This is a genomic window from Rhizobium favelukesii (assembly GCF_000577275.2).
Taxonomy (GTDB): domain Bacteria; phylum Pseudomonadota; class Alphaproteobacteria; order Rhizobiales; family Rhizobiaceae; genus Rhizobium; species Rhizobium favelukesii.
Window position 1 is genome coordinate 2828131 of record NZ_HG916852.1, and the last position, 14779, is coordinate 2842909.

At 59.5% G+C, this 14779-nt stretch carries 17 protein-coding genes; 10 read left to right on the forward strand and 7 right to left on the reverse strand.

Annotated features, from left to right (window positions below):
• Nucleotides 1–36 precede the first annotated feature (36 nt).
• A complete protein-coding gene (locus LPU83_RS52560) occupies nt 37–504 on the reverse strand; it encodes an Lrp/AsnC family transcriptional regulator (RefSeq protein WP_024317078.1) in 468 nt (155 codons plus the stop codon).
• 235 nt (nt 505–739) lie between these two features.
• Here LPU83_RS52560 and trxB point away from each other — a divergent pair, with 235 nt between their 5' ends.
• The 5 genes from trxB to LPU83_RS52585 all read left to right on the forward strand — a co-directional run bounded on the left by trxB (nt 740) and on the right by LPU83_RS52585 (nt 5689).
• On the forward strand, nt 740–1714 hold the full coding sequence (gene trxB, locus LPU83_RS52565; protein WP_024317079.1) for a thioredoxin-disulfide reductase: 975 nt from the start codon (nt 740–742) through the stop codon (nt 1712–1714).
• Between the two features lie 23 nt (nt 1715–1737).
• Nucleotides 1738–2634, forward strand: a complete 897-nt coding sequence (locus LPU83_RS52570) for a LysR family transcriptional regulator VtlR (protein WP_007534166.1) — start codon at nt 1738–1740, stop codon at nt 2632–2634.
• A gap of 537 nt (nt 2635–3171) precedes the next feature.
• Nucleotides 3172–3465, forward strand: coding sequence for an ArsR/SmtB family transcription factor (locus tag LPU83_RS52575; protein WP_024317080.1), 294 nt, complete (start codon nt 3172–3174; stop codon nt 3463–3465).
• Nucleotides 3466–3690: 225 nt separating this feature from the next.
• Nucleotides 3691–4812 (forward strand): alkene reductase, encoded by a 1122-nt coding sequence (locus LPU83_RS52580; protein WP_024317081.1) that lies wholly within the window; start codon nt 3691–3693, stop codon nt 4810–4812.
• Nucleotides 4813–4885: 73 nt separating this feature from the next.
• Nucleotides 4886–5689 (forward strand): aminoglycoside phosphotransferase family protein, encoded by an 804-nt coding sequence (locus LPU83_RS52585; RefSeq protein ID WP_024317082.1) that lies wholly within the window; start codon nt 4886–4888, stop codon nt 5687–5689.
• A gap of 118 nt (nt 5690–5807) precedes the next feature.
• Here the strand turns inward: LPU83_RS52585 and LPU83_RS52590 are convergent, their stop codons facing one another.
• The 3 genes from LPU83_RS52590 to LPU83_RS52600 form a co-directional block, all read right to left on the reverse strand.
• On the reverse strand, nt 5808–6221 hold the full coding sequence (locus LPU83_RS52590) for a DUF1801 domain-containing protein (RefSeq protein WP_024317083.1): 414 nt from the start codon (nt 6219–6221) through the stop codon (nt 5808–5810).
• A gap of 79 nt (nt 6222–6300) precedes the next feature.
• Complete coding sequence (locus tag LPU83_RS52595; protein ID WP_029710263.1) at nt 6301–6726, reverse strand: DUF1801 domain-containing protein; 426 nt, start codon at nt 6724–6726, stop codon at nt 6301–6303.
• A 146-nt stretch (nt 6727–6872) separates the two neighbouring features.
• Nucleotides 6873–7874, reverse strand: coding sequence for an NAD(P)H-binding protein (locus tag LPU83_RS52600; RefSeq protein ID WP_024317085.1), 1002 nt, complete (start codon nt 7872–7874; stop codon nt 6873–6875).
• Between the two features lie 93 nt (nt 7875–7967).
• Here LPU83_RS52600 and LPU83_RS52605 point away from each other — a divergent pair, with 93 nt between their 5' ends.
• Entirely contained in the window at nt 7968–8879 is a 912-nt protein-coding gene (locus tag LPU83_RS52605) for a LysR family transcriptional regulator (protein ID WP_024317086.1), read from the forward strand.
• Between the two features lie 26 nt (nt 8880–8905).
• Here the strand turns inward: LPU83_RS52605 and LPU83_RS52610 are convergent, their stop codons facing one another.
• Complete coding sequence (locus tag LPU83_RS52610) at nt 8906–9187, reverse strand: DUF2188 domain-containing protein (RefSeq protein ID WP_007790042.1); 282 nt, start codon at nt 9185–9187, stop codon at nt 8906–8908.
• A 233-nt stretch (nt 9188–9420) separates the two neighbouring features.
• Between LPU83_RS52610 and LPU83_RS52615 the strand changes: the two genes are divergently transcribed.
• The 4 genes from LPU83_RS52615 (at nt 9421) to LPU83_RS52630 (ending at nt 13156) form a co-directional block, all read left to right on the forward strand.
• Nucleotides 9421–10518 carry a calcium:cation antiporter gene (locus LPU83_RS52615; protein ID WP_024317087.1) on the forward strand — a complete coding sequence of 366 codons (1098 nt, stop codon included), beginning with the start codon at nt 9421–9423 and terminating at the stop codon, nt 10516–10518.
• Between the two features lie 177 nt (nt 10519–10695).
• Entirely contained in the window at nt 10696–10965 is a 270-nt protein-coding gene (locus LPU83_RS52620) for a hypothetical protein (RefSeq protein WP_024317088.1), read from the forward strand.
• Nucleotides 10958–11302: a DUF1488 family protein gene (locus tag LPU83_RS52625; protein ID WP_318246552.1), complete on the forward strand. Its 345-nt coding sequence runs from the start codon at nt 10958–10960 to the stop codon at nt 11300–11302. Before LPU83_RS52620 ends, LPU83_RS52625 begins: the two co-directional genes overlap by 8 nt.
• 516 nt (nt 11303–11818) lie before the next feature.
• Entirely contained in the window at nt 11819–13156 is a 1338-nt protein-coding gene (locus LPU83_RS52630) for an IS4 family transposase (protein WP_197901934.1), read from the forward strand.
• A 49-nt stretch (nt 13157–13205) separates the two neighbouring features.
• Here the strand turns inward: LPU83_RS52630 and LPU83_RS52635 are convergent, their stop codons facing one another.
• Together LPU83_RS52635 and LPU83_RS52640 are read right to left on the reverse strand one after the other, a co-directional pair.
• Nucleotides 13206–14408: a pyridoxal phosphate-dependent aminotransferase gene (locus tag LPU83_RS52635; RefSeq protein WP_024313839.1), complete on the reverse strand. Its 1203-nt coding sequence runs from the start codon at nt 14406–14408 to the stop codon at nt 13206–13208.
• Between the two features lie 54 nt (nt 14409–14462).
• Nucleotides 14463–14762: a hypothetical protein gene (locus LPU83_RS52640; RefSeq protein WP_024313840.1), complete on the reverse strand. Its 300-nt coding sequence runs from the start codon at nt 14760–14762 to the stop codon at nt 14463–14465.
• Nucleotides 14763–14779 lie beyond the last annotated feature (17 nt).

Genomic DNA, 14779 nt, shown 5'->3' on the forward strand with positions numbered 1-14779 from the left:
TCCATTCATAGAGCTTCGCTTCCAGCTCTTTGCCGCTCAGACTTCGACCAGGCCCGCGCGCTTGACCTGTCGGATCGTCAGCATCGTGCGCACGGTATCGACGTGCTCGTTGGCCGTCAGCACCTCGATCACGAAGTCCTGGAACCGCGTCAGGTTCTCAGCAACGCAATGCAGCAGGAAGTCGCTGTCGCCGGACACCATCCAGGCCTGTCGCACCAGCGGCCACTGGCCCGTTGCGGCGGCAAAGGCCTTGAGGTTGGCCTCCGACTGATGCTTCAGACCAACCATGCAAAAGGCGACCAGATCGAAGCCCAGCTTCGGACTGTTCAGCATCGCGTGATAGCCTTCGATAACGCCGGTCTCTTCGAGCTTACGCACGCGGCGAAGGCATGGCGGCGCCGAAATGCCGACGCGGTCGGCCAGCTCGACATTGGTCATGCGGCCGTCGGCCTGTAGCTCACGCAGTATCTTTATATCGATGGCATCGAGTTCGGCGCGAAGCACAATCCTGCCCTTCCTTTAATTCATGCTCGCCAGCTTCTATATAAAGCGACGGAATTCGCAAGAAAGTTTCACCTCGGCGATGGATTGTTGCACGCCGCGCCGAGAAAGCCCTGTTGGTAACGCAAGGCTGCCCTTGAATAAAAGCACTGGACGTTCATAAATGGCGGATGGATCGCGAAACGGCCTCATTCGCCTCTTAGCCGCCGCCCTCCCGACAGTCGAAAAGGAAATACCCATGTCCGCCCGCCACACCAAGGTGCTCATTATCGGCTCCGGCCCTGCCGGCTACACGGCTGCCGTCTATGCAGCACGTGCAATGCTGAAGCCCGTGCTGATCGCCGGGATGGAGCAAGGCGGACAGCTGATGATTACGACTGACGTGGAGAATTATCCAGGTTTTGCCGATCCTATCCAAGGACCGTGGCTGATGGACCAGATGCTGCAGCAGGCAAAACATGTCGGCGCAGAGATCGTCAATGACATCGTCACCGAAGTCGAGATGAACCAGCGCCCGTTCGTGGCGCGCACCGATAGCGGCCAGGTCTGGACTGCTGACACGCTGATCATCGCAACCGGTGCCAAAGCGAAGTGGCTGGGTATCGAAAGCGAGCAGCATTTCCAGGGCTTCGGCGTCTCGGCCTGCGCGACCTGCGACGGCTTCTTCTACCGGAACAAGGATGTCATCGTCGTCGGCGGTGGCAACAGCGCCGTCGAGGAAGCGCTCTACCTTTCCAACATCGCGAAGTCGGTGACGGTCGTGCACCGCCGCGACATCTTCCGTTCGGAAAAGATCCTGCAGGAACGTCTGTTCTCGAAGGAAAACATCAAAGTGCTTTGGAACACCGAAGTGGCCGAAATTACCGGCACGCCGGCCAAGCCGCCGATGCCGCCGTCGGTTACCGGCGCCCGCCTGCGTAACACACGCACCGGTGCGATCACCGAGGTTGCCGTCGACGGCGTCTTCGTTGCGATCGGCCACGCGCCGGCCACCGAGCTTTTCAAGGGCAAGCTGAAGCTGAAGGACAATGGCTACCTCTGGACCGCGCCTGACTCGACGGCAACCAGCCTCGAAGGCGTTTATGCCGCTGGTGACGTGACCGACGATACCTTCCGCCAGGCGATTACCGCCGCCGGTCTGGGATGCATGGCAGCTCTCGAAGCCGAACGATATCTGACGGGCCATATGCCCGTCGCGGTTGCCGCGGAGTAGGATCGGCTATGAGGGGTGGGGGAATGCCATTGGATTGGGACAAGCTGCGTATCTTTCACGCAGCTGCCGAAGCGGGTTCGTTCACGCATGCGGCGGATAAACTGCATCTGTCCCAGTCCGCGATCAGCCGCCAGGTCAGCGCGCTCGAGCAGGACGTCGGCACCAAGCTTTTCCACCGCCATGCGCGCGGTCTGATCCTGACGGAACAGGGCGAACTGCTCTATCGCACCGCTCACGATGTGCTGCTGAAGCTCGAAACGGTGAAGATGCAGCTGACCGAGACGACGGAAACGCCGACCGGAAAGCTGCGCGTGACCACGACGGTCGGCCTCGGTCAAGGCTGGCTGACGGACAAGATCCAGGAGTTCATGCAACTCTATCCGGATGTCCAGATTCAGCTGATCCTCGACAACGAGGAAGTGGATGTGAACATGCGTTATGCCGATTGCGCCATCCGCCTGCGCCAGCCGGTGCAATCGGACCTGATCCAGCGCAAGCTGTTCACCGTTCATATGCACGTCTATGCGGCCCCCTCGTACATCAACCGGCACGGCGAGCCGCAGACGGTCGAAGATCTCGACAACCATCGCATCATTACGTTCGGTGAGCCCGCGCCGAGCTACCTGCTCGATGTCAACTGGCTGGAAGTCGCGGGACGATCGTCCGACAACAAGCGCATCCCGCATCTGCAGATCAACAGCCAGACCTCGATCAAGCGCGCGTGCCTGCTCGGGATGGGCATCGCCTGCATGCCCGACTACATCGTCGGCCGCGACCCTGGCCTCATCCAGCTGCCGATCAACGCCGACGTGCCGTCGTTCGATACCTACTTCTGCTATCCCGACGAAATGAAGAATGCCGCGAAGCTGAAGGCTTTCCGCGACTTCATTGTCAGCAAGGCGCGCAACTGGAACTTCTAGTTGCTTCGTTCGGAAATACAAGCCGTGCAATATACGCATGTCTGGCATGCATAAAACGGGGTTGCCGTTTGCTCATTAAAACACCATATCGCACATAGCTGATGCACATGGTGGCTTTTCCTCCCAGTTCCACCGCATTGGCTGTTCCCCTCTGGAGGTTTTGACCTTCACACCTATAAGGGCCCCGATCTTTCGGTGGCCCTTTTTTTGCCCGATTTTTTCGCAGTGCAGCAGAATTGTGCAGCGCATAGCAGGCATGCGCAAACATGCATTGAAATCTGCCTCCCAAAGCATCATATCCCAATCAGTTGATGCATTTCGTGGTTTCTCTCCCAGTGCCACCGCGTCAGCTGTTCCCCTCTGGAGGTTTATTGACCTTCACACCTTTAAAGGGCCCCGATCTTTCGGTGGCCCTCTTTTTTTGCCCAAAATTTAGCCAGGCCGGGAAATGCAACACTTCACGCCGTCGTGACTTGCATATCGAAAACGAGCAATCCATATAACGCCTATAAACGATTTATAATTCGAAGAACGGCGATGGAAAAAGACGAAATCCTGAAGGCGATCGCCCATCCGACACGGATGGAAATCCTGAACTGGCTGAAGAACCCCGAAAAGCACTTTTCCTCGCAGGAGCACCCGCTTGAGATGGGCATATGCGCCAGCCAGTTCGAGCGCTGCGGCCTATCGCAATCGACCGTCTCAGCGCATCTGGGGACCTTGAGCCGGGCCGGCCTCGTGACGACAAGACGCGTCGGCCAATGGATCTTCTACAAGCGCAACGAGGAGACCATCGCGGCTTTCCTCAATCAACTCTCGAAGGATCTGTAGGATGCCGGTCGCCTCTGCGCTGCCCTGCCTGAGCGCCTGCGTTCGGCATGATGAGCGCCAAGCGACTGGCGGACGACTTTCTAACACGGGCTCAGATGCAACGCGCACCGCTTGCGGCTGCCGCCGTTGATCGGCGCATCGCAACAGCCCTCACCCGTCCCTTTGCCGAATGGCAGGCGCGTCCGCCTCGGCCGAGTGATCTTCCCGCAGCAAGAAAGGACTCCCATGAGCAAGCTTTTCGAACCGACAAAGGTTGGCGACATTACCCTCAAGAACCATATCGTGATGGCGCCACTCACTCGCAACCGCTCACCGGGGGCCATTCCGAACGACCTCAACGTCGAATACTACCGCCAGCGCTCAGGGGCTGGGCTGATCGTCACCGAAGCAACGGCCATTACGCATCAGGGCCAGGGCTACGCAGATGTTCCCGGCCTCTACTCCAAGGAAGCGATCGACGGCTGGAAGCGAGTGACCGATGCCGTGCATGCGGCAGGCAGCAAGATTGTTGTTCAGATGTGGCATGTCGGCCGTATCTCGCACACGACGCTGCAGCCGAACGGTGGCAAGCCGGTCTCTTCGACGAATACGGCTGCAAAATCCAAGACCTATCTCGTCAACCCGGACGGTACAGGAAGCTTCGTACCGACGTCTGAGCCGCGCGCCCTTGAAACATCGGAAATCCCGGGCATCGTTGAAGACTATCGCAAGGCAGCGCGCGCCGCGATCGAAGCCGGCTTCGACGGCGTCGAGATCCACGCCGCAAACGGTTATCTGATCGACCAGTTCCTGCGCTCCGGCATCAACGACCGCACGGATCAGTACGGTGGCTCCGCCGAAAACCGCGCACGTTTCCTCTTTGAGGTCGTCGATGCGATCACCGCCGAGATCGGCGCTCGCCGCACCGGCATCCGCATTTCACCTGTGACGCCGGCAAACGACTCCTCCGACCCGCATGCACAGTCCATCTTCACCTACGTGGTCGAAGGCCTGGCAAAGTATGACCTCACCTACATCCACATCGTCGAGGGCGCGACCGGAGGTGATCGCGACTATCAGCAAGGCGACAAGCCCTTCGACTACAAGGCGCTCCGCAACGCCTACGAAAAGGCTGGTGGCAAGGCGAGCTGGATGGTCAACAACGGCTATGACCGCGACATGGCGATCGACGCTGTAGAGAGCGGCCGCGCCGACCTCGTCGCGTTCGGCAAACCGTTCATCTCCAATCCCGACCTCGTCCAGCGCCTCAAGGACAACGTGTCCCTCGCCGGGTTCGACCAGGCAACGCTTTATGGTGGCGGTGCCACGGGATATGTAGACTATCCAACGCAAGTGAAGGCTGCCTGAGCCCGCAAACGCCAACGGACATCCCGCCATCTGGCGGGATTTTCTTTTTCCAGCGCCCTGTTAGCATGACGCCATGTTCTTACCGCACATCAAGCGCTGGCGACTGAGCGTCGACGGCGAACCGATCATCACCCATTCCAGCCACCTGTTGCCCGTTTCCTGGGACGGCAAACCCGCGATGCTGAAAATCTCAAGCGATGCGGCCGAGCGGGCTGGCGGCGCCTTGATGCAATGGTGGGACGGCGTCGGCGCAGCCAGGGTGTACGCGCACGACAGCGAGGCCGTTCTGCTCGAGCGCGCGATGGGCCGCCGCTCGCTTCTGGCAATGGCAATGGACGGCGCCGACGATACGGCAACCCGCATCATTTGCAGCACGGTTGCAAAGCTTCACGCCCCGCGCGAACGCCCCCGGCCCGAGCTCATTCCGCTTGCCCGCTGGTTTCGCGACCTCGCGCCTGCGGCAGACGTTTATGGCGGCATACTGGCTCGGTGCAACCTGATTGCCGCAGCACTGCTTGCCGACAACGGCGATCCCGTCGTCCTGCACGGCGACATCCACCACAACAACATCCTCGATTTCGAACAGCACGGGTGGCTGGCGATCGACCCCAAGGGCCTCATCGGCGAACGCGGTTTTGATTACGCCAACATCTTCGTCAACCAAGACCTTCCGACAACAAGTACTCCCGGCCGCCTGCGAAGGCAGCTTGGCATCGTCGCGACCAAGGCAGGCCTTGAGCCGAAACGCCTGCTGCAATGGATTGCTGCCTATTCGGGCCTGTCAGCTGCCTGGTTTCTCGGCGACGGATCGACGGAACTGGCCGAAAGTCCACTCGCTGCGGCGCGCATTGCGCTTGCCGAACTGCAGCAGGGCTAGCCGCGCCGTCCATCCAGCGCGCCGTGCTCGGATCCTGGCGTCGGACGCCCTGCCGGAGCGAGGCCGGTACAGCGAAGAAACGCCACTATGCTGCAATCCGTCAGAACAACCGTTGGCGTTACGCCTCTTTGGTTTTGCGCGCTTTCGCCTTGGCGGGCGCGTTCTTCTTCAAGTTGTTCTTGTTGTAATCGATAGCGGCCCGGACGAGTTTCTTGAGAGCGGGCTCATTGATGTCATCGCCCTCGAGGAAATCGATGGCGCGCCGCGCGTTGCCTTCGAGGCCCGCATTGAAGAGCTTGGCAGGATCCGGGATGTTCGCCCCATGAGCAAAGGTAAGCTTCACCTTTCCCTTGTGCGCGTTGGCAACGGCGATCATTCCGTCGCGGGACCAGACCGGGCTTCCCATCCATTTCCATTCCTCGATTATCTCCGGGTCGACCTCGAGAATGGTCTTACGGACACTGGCGAACGTCTTGCCGCGCCAGTCTGAGATTCCTTCGATCAATTGATCAATGCGTTCCGATGCATCCATTGTATCCAATTCCTCCAATTCCAACCTTGCGGCAGTCCCTTCACCAACCCTCCAACGATGAGAATGCCTCGTAGCGCTCTCACATTCGTTCACCAGGCAACCGACTTGCCTGTCTCACCCAGTCGGCGAACTGAGCCTCATCGAGCTGGTCGTCTTCACGGATATCGAGGTAACGCACCTCCTTCTGTTTTGACACCCCTGGGGGCACCGGCTCCAGAGAGCTGCCGCGGAAGAAAGCCACCTTGATGTACTTGGTGAAGCAGTGAAAGCTCAGGAACCAGCCCTCACCCTTGATGCCGTAGAACGGCGAGTTCCATTTGACTGCCTTATGGACGTCGAGCACGGTTCGCCCGATGAGCGCATCCAGACGGCGTCCAAGGTCGCTTTTCCAGCCTGGCATGGCGGCGATGTAAGCCTGTACGGGCGCATCGCCTTCGGCTTTGGCAATCTGGGGATTGCCGTCTGAGAGCAGTGTCGGCCTGGTTCCACTCGCTGTCTTGGTCATTGTCCATCCTCTTGAGCCGACCTTGGATATGATCGCTCTTTGAATTGGCGGCCTCGGTCACGCGCGCGCCGTGACGCAGCAACGGCGACACGCTCGACATCAAAGGCTATCCGCAGACGCCTTGGCAATGCAACCCTAAACAGGTGCTAGTGGACTGCCTGCACCAACGCGTGCTCCGGCCCTGCTGGCGGCATGCAGCCGAGCGAGACCAAGGAGGCGCGAACGGCCTCGTCGACTGGCGTATTCGGCTCGCTGCCGAGCGCGCAGACCAATCGTTCATTCGACATCCGCAGCGGTTCTTGCCAGAGATAACGCATCTCCTTCAGCTCACGCATGAACGTGACGAACGGAGCGGCCAGCGGCACGATCCACCAAGGAAAGTCCTGCGTCCTTGTTGCCTTGCCGGCCACCCGCTTGATCGCAGCCACCATCTGGCAGCCATCGGCGTCCCAGAAGCCGTCCATGTGATAGACGGCAAACGATGGCAGGCGCTCAGCGCATTCGACGAGACGGACCATCGTTTCTGCAACATCAGGCAGATAGGCCCATTGATGCCCGACACCGCGCCGCGCCGGATTCTTGACGGCGTTCACCGGCTTTCCCGGTGTGACCATGCCCTGCGAGAACCAGCTGTTGGCGGCTCCCGGTCCGAAGAAATCGCCGGCGCGCACAATGATGACCGGTACGCCGCTGCGCGAGGCCACCTCCAGTCGCCGTTCCATTTCGACGCGGATCGCTCCCTTCACCGTCACAGGGTGTTGCGGGCTGTCTTCTCGAAGGACTGGAAATGCATCCGGTCCGAAATTATAGACGGTACCCGGCAGAACGATGCGCGCGCCGACCGAACGCGCGGCTGCGATGGTGTTGTCGAGCATGGGAAGGACGAGCTTGTCCCAATCGCGATAGCCCGGCGGATTGACTGCGTGGATAATAAGGCTGGCGCCTTGCGCCGCAGTCATGAGATCGTTGGCGTGCATCGCATCGCCTTGCACCCAATCGAAGTCGGGCGCTTTCGCGCGGGCCTTTGCGGCATCCCGGTTCAGCGCCCTCACCCGCCAACCGCGTGCGGCGAACTTCCGAGCGACCTCGCCTCCGATCCCGCCTGTTGCACCGAGCACCAAAGCAACCTGCCCATTGATTTCAGTCATGATGGTCTCCGTCATGTTCGACTGACCCGATCATGCCCGCATTTCTACATAAACAAAATTGACGAAATTCGTAGGGCCGATATACATAAATACATGAGCAGAGAACCCGACTGGCATTTCTACCGAACGCTGTTGGCCGTGCTGGACCACGGATCGCTTTCGGCGGCAGCGCGTGAATTGGGCCTGACGCAGCCGACGGTCGGGCGGCACATCGATGCGCTGGAGGACGCGATAGGCTCGCAGCTCTTCGTCCGCTCACCGAACGGTCTTTTGCCGACCGATGCAGCGCTTGAATTGAAGCCTTATGCCGAAACGCTCGCGTCGACATCCGCCGCCCTCATGCGAACGGCGTCGGGGCATCGCGAGCAAGTTGCCGGCACAGTCAGGATAAGTGCCAGCGAGGTCATCGGTGTCGAGGTTCTACCGCCGATCCTCGCACCGCTGATGGCGGCCCATCCCGAGCTCAATATCGAGCTCTCGGCGTCGGACGCCATCGAGGACCTTCTCAATCGGGAGGCAGATATCGCCGTACGGATGGCAGAGCCGGCGCAGGATCAGCTTCTTTTCCGGCGCATCGGAGAGATACCGCTCGGCTTTCACGCCCATCGACGCTACCTCGCCCAGCACGGCATGCCGCAGGAGATGGCCGACCTCGCAGGACACCGCCTTGTCGGCTTCGACCGACAGACAGCCTACATCCGGACCATGATGGCGCGCTTTCCAATGCCGGACGGCCTCCCCTTCGCTTTCAAGAGTGATAACCCGCTCGCGCAGATTTCGGCGATTCGCGCCGGCTTAGGGATTGGAATCTGCCAGACCGGCCTCGCAGCGCGGGAGCCGGATCTGCTGCCGGTCCTGCCGGAGCTTTTCCGGATACCTCTCGACACTTGGGTCGTCATGCACGAGGGGATCAAAACTGCACGCCGCTACCGCGTCACATTCGACGCACTGGTCGACGGCCTGATGAATTACGTGAAGGCAACGGCGCGCAAGCGCCCGGGCTGATCATCGTTTGGACGATAACCGTATGCTCATGCGCGAGGCGAGGCTTCGCTTGAATGGCTTTTCCAGGTGCCGTCGACCACCTCGGTTTCCGGCCGGTCTCCGCCTTCGGCATACTCCTCATGCCATTTACCCTTATCATCCTGCCAGCTGATCTCCGCGGAATCACCGCCAACCTGCTGTTCGGCCGCAACGATACGGGCTGCTTCGAGCGCTTCGGAGTGTGTCGGGAATGCTTCCGAATAGACATTGCCCAACCGGTAGGCCCAGCCCCCGTCGTGAGGAACGACCTCGTAGACCACCTTGACCATGCATCTCACTCCACTTCTTCTTGTTTCGCGCTCGAATACTGACCGGATTGCATCCAGTTCTGCGCGGGCCGCGTTGCAAGAGACGAGAGGGCGCCGCGATGTGCTTCCGGCTGACCGATGGGGTAGTATTCCATTAAATTCTCAAGACTGCAAACGCGCTCCCTCCCCGTGCTCGCTTGCCATGCAAAATCATCGCTTTAGACTTGCCCGATGATTCAAGATCGGAGCTTTCCGTGGATATCGTGTCGCGACTGAAAGACGAAATGCTCTTGGTATTGGCGATGGTGGTCGCGGCTGTCGCCTATGTGACGGAACATGCGGTTCTTGAGATGGGGCGCGGGATATCGCTCATCGCCGCAGCCCTCCTTGTCGCCACCATCGTCTTTGCCTCGGTTCGCGTCGCCCACCATGCGGAGGTGCTGGCAATCAAGGTCGGCGATCCCTACGGCACGATGATCCTGACGCTGTCGGCCGTTGCCGTGGAGGTGATCATCCTCGCCATCATGATGAGTGGCGAAAGCTCCCCCACGCTCGTTCGCGACACGATCTATGCGGCCCTGATGCTCGACATCAACGGCATCCTTGGCCTTGCCGCCCTACTCGGAGGCTTGAAGCACGGAGAGCAGCCATACAACGACAACTCGGGAAAGACCTATGGCGTTATGATCCTCACTGCGATGGGTATCTCGATGATCGTCCCTGAATTCGTGCCGGCGGATAAGTGGCACTTCTACTCCGCCTTCACCATCCTGGCGATGATCGCTCTTTACGGCCTCTTCCTGCGCATGCAGGTCGGCCAGCACAGCTACTTCTTCAGCTATGCCTACCCTCGCAACGAACGGAAGAAGACCGATCCAAAGGAGCACTCGAGCGAGGATTCCACGGCCGCCTCGATCGCCACGATCCTGATCGGCGTGGTCATCATCGGCCTCCTTGCGGAGTTCATGGCCACCTTCATGACGGAGGGCCTGCGGGACACCGGCGCTCCCGTTGCCCTGACCGCCATCGTCGTCGCAGCGATTTCCGCAGCGCCTGAAATCCTGACGGCGCTGCGTGCGGCGCTGCGCAACCGCATGCAGGCGACCGTCAATATCGCCATGGGCGCGTCGCTGTCGACTGTCATCCTCACGGTTCCGGTGATGGAGGCGATCGCCCTCTATAGCGGCCAGCCCTTGATCATGGCGATGACACCGGTCCAGACCGTGATGGTGGCGATCACCCTGGTTGCGGCGGCCATCAACCTCAACGACGGCGAAACCAATGCCATAGAAGGCATGACGCATTTCATCCTCTTCGCAACGTTCCTGATGCTGTCGGCATTGGGGCTTTGATTGTGTGAAATGTGTCCGATCGTTCTGTCGCTACGGCGAGCAGATCGCACCTTGCAATTCGTATGCGTGCACACCATGTCCATGGTATCGGCGGCATCTCAAACGGACGCTGCCCCCGTGCGGACGATCAGGAGCGTTCCAGCCCCACCAAAGCCAGCCCCAACAAAGGAGGACAGCATGTCTTCCGGCTCCAGCATAGAGTGCATTGTAACGTTCGCCCATCCGTTCGTTCTAAAGGCGCAGATGATTGCGTTGGAAGCCGGGCCTTATCGGCTGATCGTCGACGAGGAAGAGATCGAAGGCCTTCGATTTTCCGCCTTCAGGAGAACCAGGACCCATCTCGAAATACCGGCGATTGCAACGCGCATCGGCACCAGGCAGCGGCTGAGTGTGTCTTCGCAGGAAATCGAAACTGCCCTTCCCAAGGATGCCAGCACCGGTGAGTGATGCTGCCGGCAGACCGCGCGACGGCGATCTTGCCGACAACGCGATCCAACAGAAGAACAAGAGGCGCATTATGGCAATCGCATTTCCCAACCGCGCCAGAAGTTATGACGAAACCGCCAGGCGCATCCGCTTCCTCGGCCATGATGGTATGTTCGAGATTCGTTTCTCGATGGATATTGACGTGCTGACGAAGGGACCTTGCCCGGCAGCCACATCGGAACGCGACTATCTCGCGGGATTTGACGGGCTTCGAACCCGAATTCTAGATGTCGCCAAACGCGTGTACGGTTCTAAACGACAAAATTCGATCATCCTGAAACTGTCGGATTTCAGATAGCAGATTGATCGCTGGTTCGTTTTTCCTGCACCAAAGCCCTTATCGAAAACCAACCCTACAACGAGGACCCGCCGCATGCATGAACCATGGAGCAAAAGCCGCGAACGCGCAGAAGCGGCGTTCGGCTTGACACAGACACAAATGTTGTCCCGCACCAAGGAGGCTTTGAAAATCGACGCCGTCGCTACCGCCAGAAATGAGAAGACTGCGCGACTGAGGGCGATGCGCCTTGAGCAAGAAGCGCACGCGCGGGCCGGGAAATCGTCCCATGCAACGCCGATCACGGAATGACCGAGGGCACCTGCGGCGCATTTGGGCGTTGGTTTGGTTGAAGCGATCCCACCGGATCGGGCGCAAGCGGCGCCTTGCGGTACGAGGTGGGGAACATGGCGCTCCACGCTGGGAATTCGGTCGATCTTTCATCTCAGCCGGTTGGCGACGCCGAGCAACAAAAAACCCGCCATTCGCCGTAATGCAGTTCACTTAGTGAGCTGCGGGCAAGTTTGATGGTTCAGGATGGGGATTCGTTTTCCCATCCTGTTTTTGTTTGTGATGTCACGCACCCTTGGACATTCGGCCGAATTATCGGCTCTTTCGCAGGCGATCGACCCGGACTGGATCGCTCAGGCTCTCGCCACGACAGGCAAGGCGAGCATCCGCAAGCGCAAGCTGCCAGCCGAGCAGGTCGTCTGGCTGGTGATTGCGTTGGCCCTTTATCGTCATCAGTCGATCCCGGAGGTGGTGGCTCATCTTGATCTGGTTTTGCCCGATGAGGTCAACGCGGATATTGCCAAGAGCGCGTTGACACAGGCACGGCAGCGCTTGGGTCAGGCACCGTTGGCGCAGTTGTTTGCAATGAGTGCATCATGCTGGGATGAACGCCACCAATCCGGGCGTGCCTGGCGGGGTCTTTGTCGTTATGCCGTGGACGGCAGCACGCTGCGGACGTCCGACAGCCCGGAGAACCGGGCGCATTTTGGAGCGCAGGCCTACGCGTCTGGCGTTGTCGCAAGCTATCCGCAATTGCGGCTGCTGACGCTGACGGCGCTGGCGACGCATCTGGTGCGTGATGCGGTGTTCGGAGCCTATGGCACAAACGAGATGCTCTATGCCAAAAGCCTGCTCGACCGGGTTCCGGACCATTCGCTGACGGTCTTCGACAAGGGCTTCTTCAGTGCCAGCCTTCTCTTGCAATTGCAGACGAAGGGACATGAGCGTCACTGGCTGATTCCGGCCAAAGCCAACAGCACATGGGAACGACTGGATCCGCACCCCACCGATTATCGGGTGCGCATGAAGGTCTCGCCCCAGGCGCGGCAGGCAGAACCGGACTTGCCGGCCTTCTGGGAGGTCAGGGCCATCGAGACGACCACCAGCCATGGCAAAAAGCGCATATTGTTGACATCGCTGATGGACAGACAAACTTATCCGGCAAGCGAAATCGTCCATCAGTATGAAGAGCGATGGCGCATCGAGACAAGTTATCGCGAACTCAAGCAGGAGCTTCTCGGTAGCGAACTGACCCTGCGAAGCGGCACGCCGGAGACTGTCTATCAGGAGGTCTGGGGCGCGTTGCTGGCCTACAATCTGGTGCGGCTCGAAATGGCAGAGGTCGCGACCGAAGCCCAAGTCGAGCCAACCCGACTAAGCTTTATCACAGCCCTGCATTACCTGCGTCACGAATGGGGATGGATGGCGATCGAAGCACCCGGCAAAATCCCCGCCCACCTCACCAGATTGAGAAACAGATTGGCAGACTTGCTGCTGACAGAAAAACGGGGGCGATCATGCCCCCGTGTCGTCAAAAAACTGCCTGCCAGATACCCGATAAGAGCCGTAAGCAAACCTAAGTGAACTGCATTACGCCATTCGCCGGGCTTTTTGCATTTCGTTCCTGAACTGCTTACTTGCAGGCGCCGCAGAAACGCTGGATGCGCTTGCAGGCTTCCTCAAGCAGCGCTTCCGAGGTCGCATAGGAGATGCGGAAGTTCGGACCAAGGCCGAAAGCCGAGCCATGAACGACGGCGACACCTTCGCTTTCAAGCAACTCGGACACGAAGTCCTCGTCCGTCTCGATAACCTTGCCAGAGGGCGCGGTCTTGCCGATCAGGCCGGCGCAGGACGGATAGACGTAGAACGCGCCTTCCGGCGACGGGCACGTGATGCCCTTGGCCTGGTTCAGCATCGACACGACGAGGTCGCGGCGGCCTTCGAAGATCTTCTTGTTCTGAGGGATAAAGTCCTGCGTGCCGTTCAGCGCTTCGACAGCGGCCCACTGGGCGATCGACGTCGCACCCGAGGTCTGTTGACCCTGGATCATGTCCATCGCTTTGACGAGCTGGATTGGACCTGCCGCATAGCCGATACGCCAGCCGGTCATCGCATAGGCCTTGGAGACGCCGTTCATGGTCAGCGTGCGGTCGTAGAGCTTCGGCTCGACTTCGACAGGCGTGACGAACTTGAAGTCGCCATAGGTCAGATGCTCGTACATGTCGTCGGTCAGCACCCAGACATGCGGATGCTTGAGCAGCACGTCCGTCAGTGCCTTGAGTTCGGCATGCGTATAGGCAGCGCCCGACGGGTTGGACGGCGAGTTGAAGACGAACCACTTCGTCTTCGGCGTGATCGCCTTGTCGAGATCGGCCGCCTGGAGCTTGAAGTTGCTTTCCTGCGTCGCCGAAACGATGACAGGCGTACCGCCGCACAGCGCCACCATCTCCGGATAGGACACCCAGTAAGGGGCTGGAATGACGACTTCATCACCCGGGTTCAGGGTCGCCATGAAGGCGTTGAACAGAATCTGCTTGCCGCCGGTGCCGACGATCGTCTGCTCCCAGGCGTATTCCAGGCCGTTCTCGCGCTTGAACTTCGCGGCAATCGCCTTGCGCAGTTCCGGAATGCCGGATACCGGCGTGTACTTCGTTTCGCCGCGATTGATCGCGTCGATGGCGGCCTGCTTGATATTGTCTGGCGTATCGAAGTCGGGCTCACCGGCACCGAGGCCGATCACATCGCGTCCTTTGGCTTTCAGCTCGCGCGCTTTCTGGGAAACGGCGATGGTGGCTGAAGGCTTCACACGGGAAAGAGCATCGGCAAGAAAGGCCATGATATCGGTCCTATACGGTTGATTTGGGCAGAAAGCCGGGACCGGAGTTCTGCGCTAAGCTCTATGTCCAATGTCAGCAGGCATTTCAAGCGCAAAGGCGTGATGGTGCCAATGATTCTTCGTGATCAGTCGGCTCACGCGATTGTCGATTCGCGACATCGCCCACTCGGCCCGATGCACCATTTTGCGAAGCACTTGAATCGGTTTCTGAAGAGAGCCCGATTTACGCCCTGAAATCAAAAACTTCGCCTTTTTCAGGCTTTGCCACGAATTGGCCGCAACAAATGCCGCGGCATGCCGCAATTCGGTCGCGAGCACGCCGAGATCGAAGCCGCATCTTGGTGCATCCGACATTGGTTATTGAGGGCATA

Excerpts from the sequence above, each read along its gene's own strand:
- trxB (WP_024317079.1), top strand. The coding sequence starts at position 740 with ATGTCCGCCCGCCACACCAAGGTGCTCATTATCGGCTCCGGCCCTGCC.
- LPU83_RS52570 (WP_007534166.1), top strand. The coding sequence starts at position 1,738 with ATGCCATTGGATTGGGACAAGCTGCGTATCTTTCACGCAGCTGCCGAA.
- LPU83_RS52575 (WP_024317080.1), top strand. The coding sequence starts at position 3,172 with ATGGAAAAAGACGAAATCCTGAAGGCGATCGCCCATCCGACACGGATG.
- LPU83_RS52580 (WP_024317081.1), top strand. The coding sequence starts at position 3,691 with ATGAGCAAGCTTTTCGAACCGACAAAGGTTGGCGACATTACCCTCAAG.
- LPU83_RS52585 (WP_024317082.1), top strand. The coding sequence starts at position 4,886 with ATGTTCTTACCGCACATCAAGCGCTGGCGACTGAGCGTCGACGGCGAA.
- LPU83_RS52590 (WP_024317083.1), bottom strand. The coding sequence starts at position 6,221 with ATGGATGCATCGGAACGCATTGATCAATTGATCGAAGGAATCTCAGAC.
- LPU83_RS52595 (WP_029710263.1), bottom strand. The coding sequence starts at position 6,726 with ATGACCAAGACAGCGAGTGGAACCAGGCCGACACTGCTCTCAGACGGC.
- LPU83_RS52600 (WP_024317085.1), bottom strand. The coding sequence starts at position 7,874 with ATGACTGAAATCAATGGGCAGGTTGCTTTGGTGCTCGGTGCAACAGGC.
- LPU83_RS52605 (WP_024317086.1), top strand. The coding sequence starts at position 7,968 with ATGAGCAGAGAACCCGACTGGCATTTCTACCGAACGCTGTTGGCCGTG.
- LPU83_RS52610 (WP_007790042.1), bottom strand. The coding sequence starts at position 9,187 with ATGGTCAAGGTGGTCTACGAGGTCGTTCCTCACGACGGGGGCTGGGCC.
- LPU83_RS52620 (WP_024317088.1), top strand. The coding sequence starts at position 10,696 with ATGTCTTCCGGCTCCAGCATAGAGTGCATTGTAACGTTCGCCCATCCG.
- LPU83_RS52630 (WP_197901934.1), top strand. The coding sequence starts at position 11,819 with ATGGGGATTCGTTTTCCCATCCTGTTTTTGTTTGTGATGTCACGCACC.
- LPU83_RS52635 (WP_024313839.1), bottom strand. The coding sequence starts at position 14,408 with ATGGCCTTTCTTGCCGATGCTCTTTCCCGTGTGAAGCCTTCAGCCACC.
- LPU83_RS52640 (WP_024313840.1), bottom strand. The coding sequence starts at position 14,762 with ATGTCGGATGCACCAAGATGCGGCTTCGATCTCGGCGTGCTCGCGACC.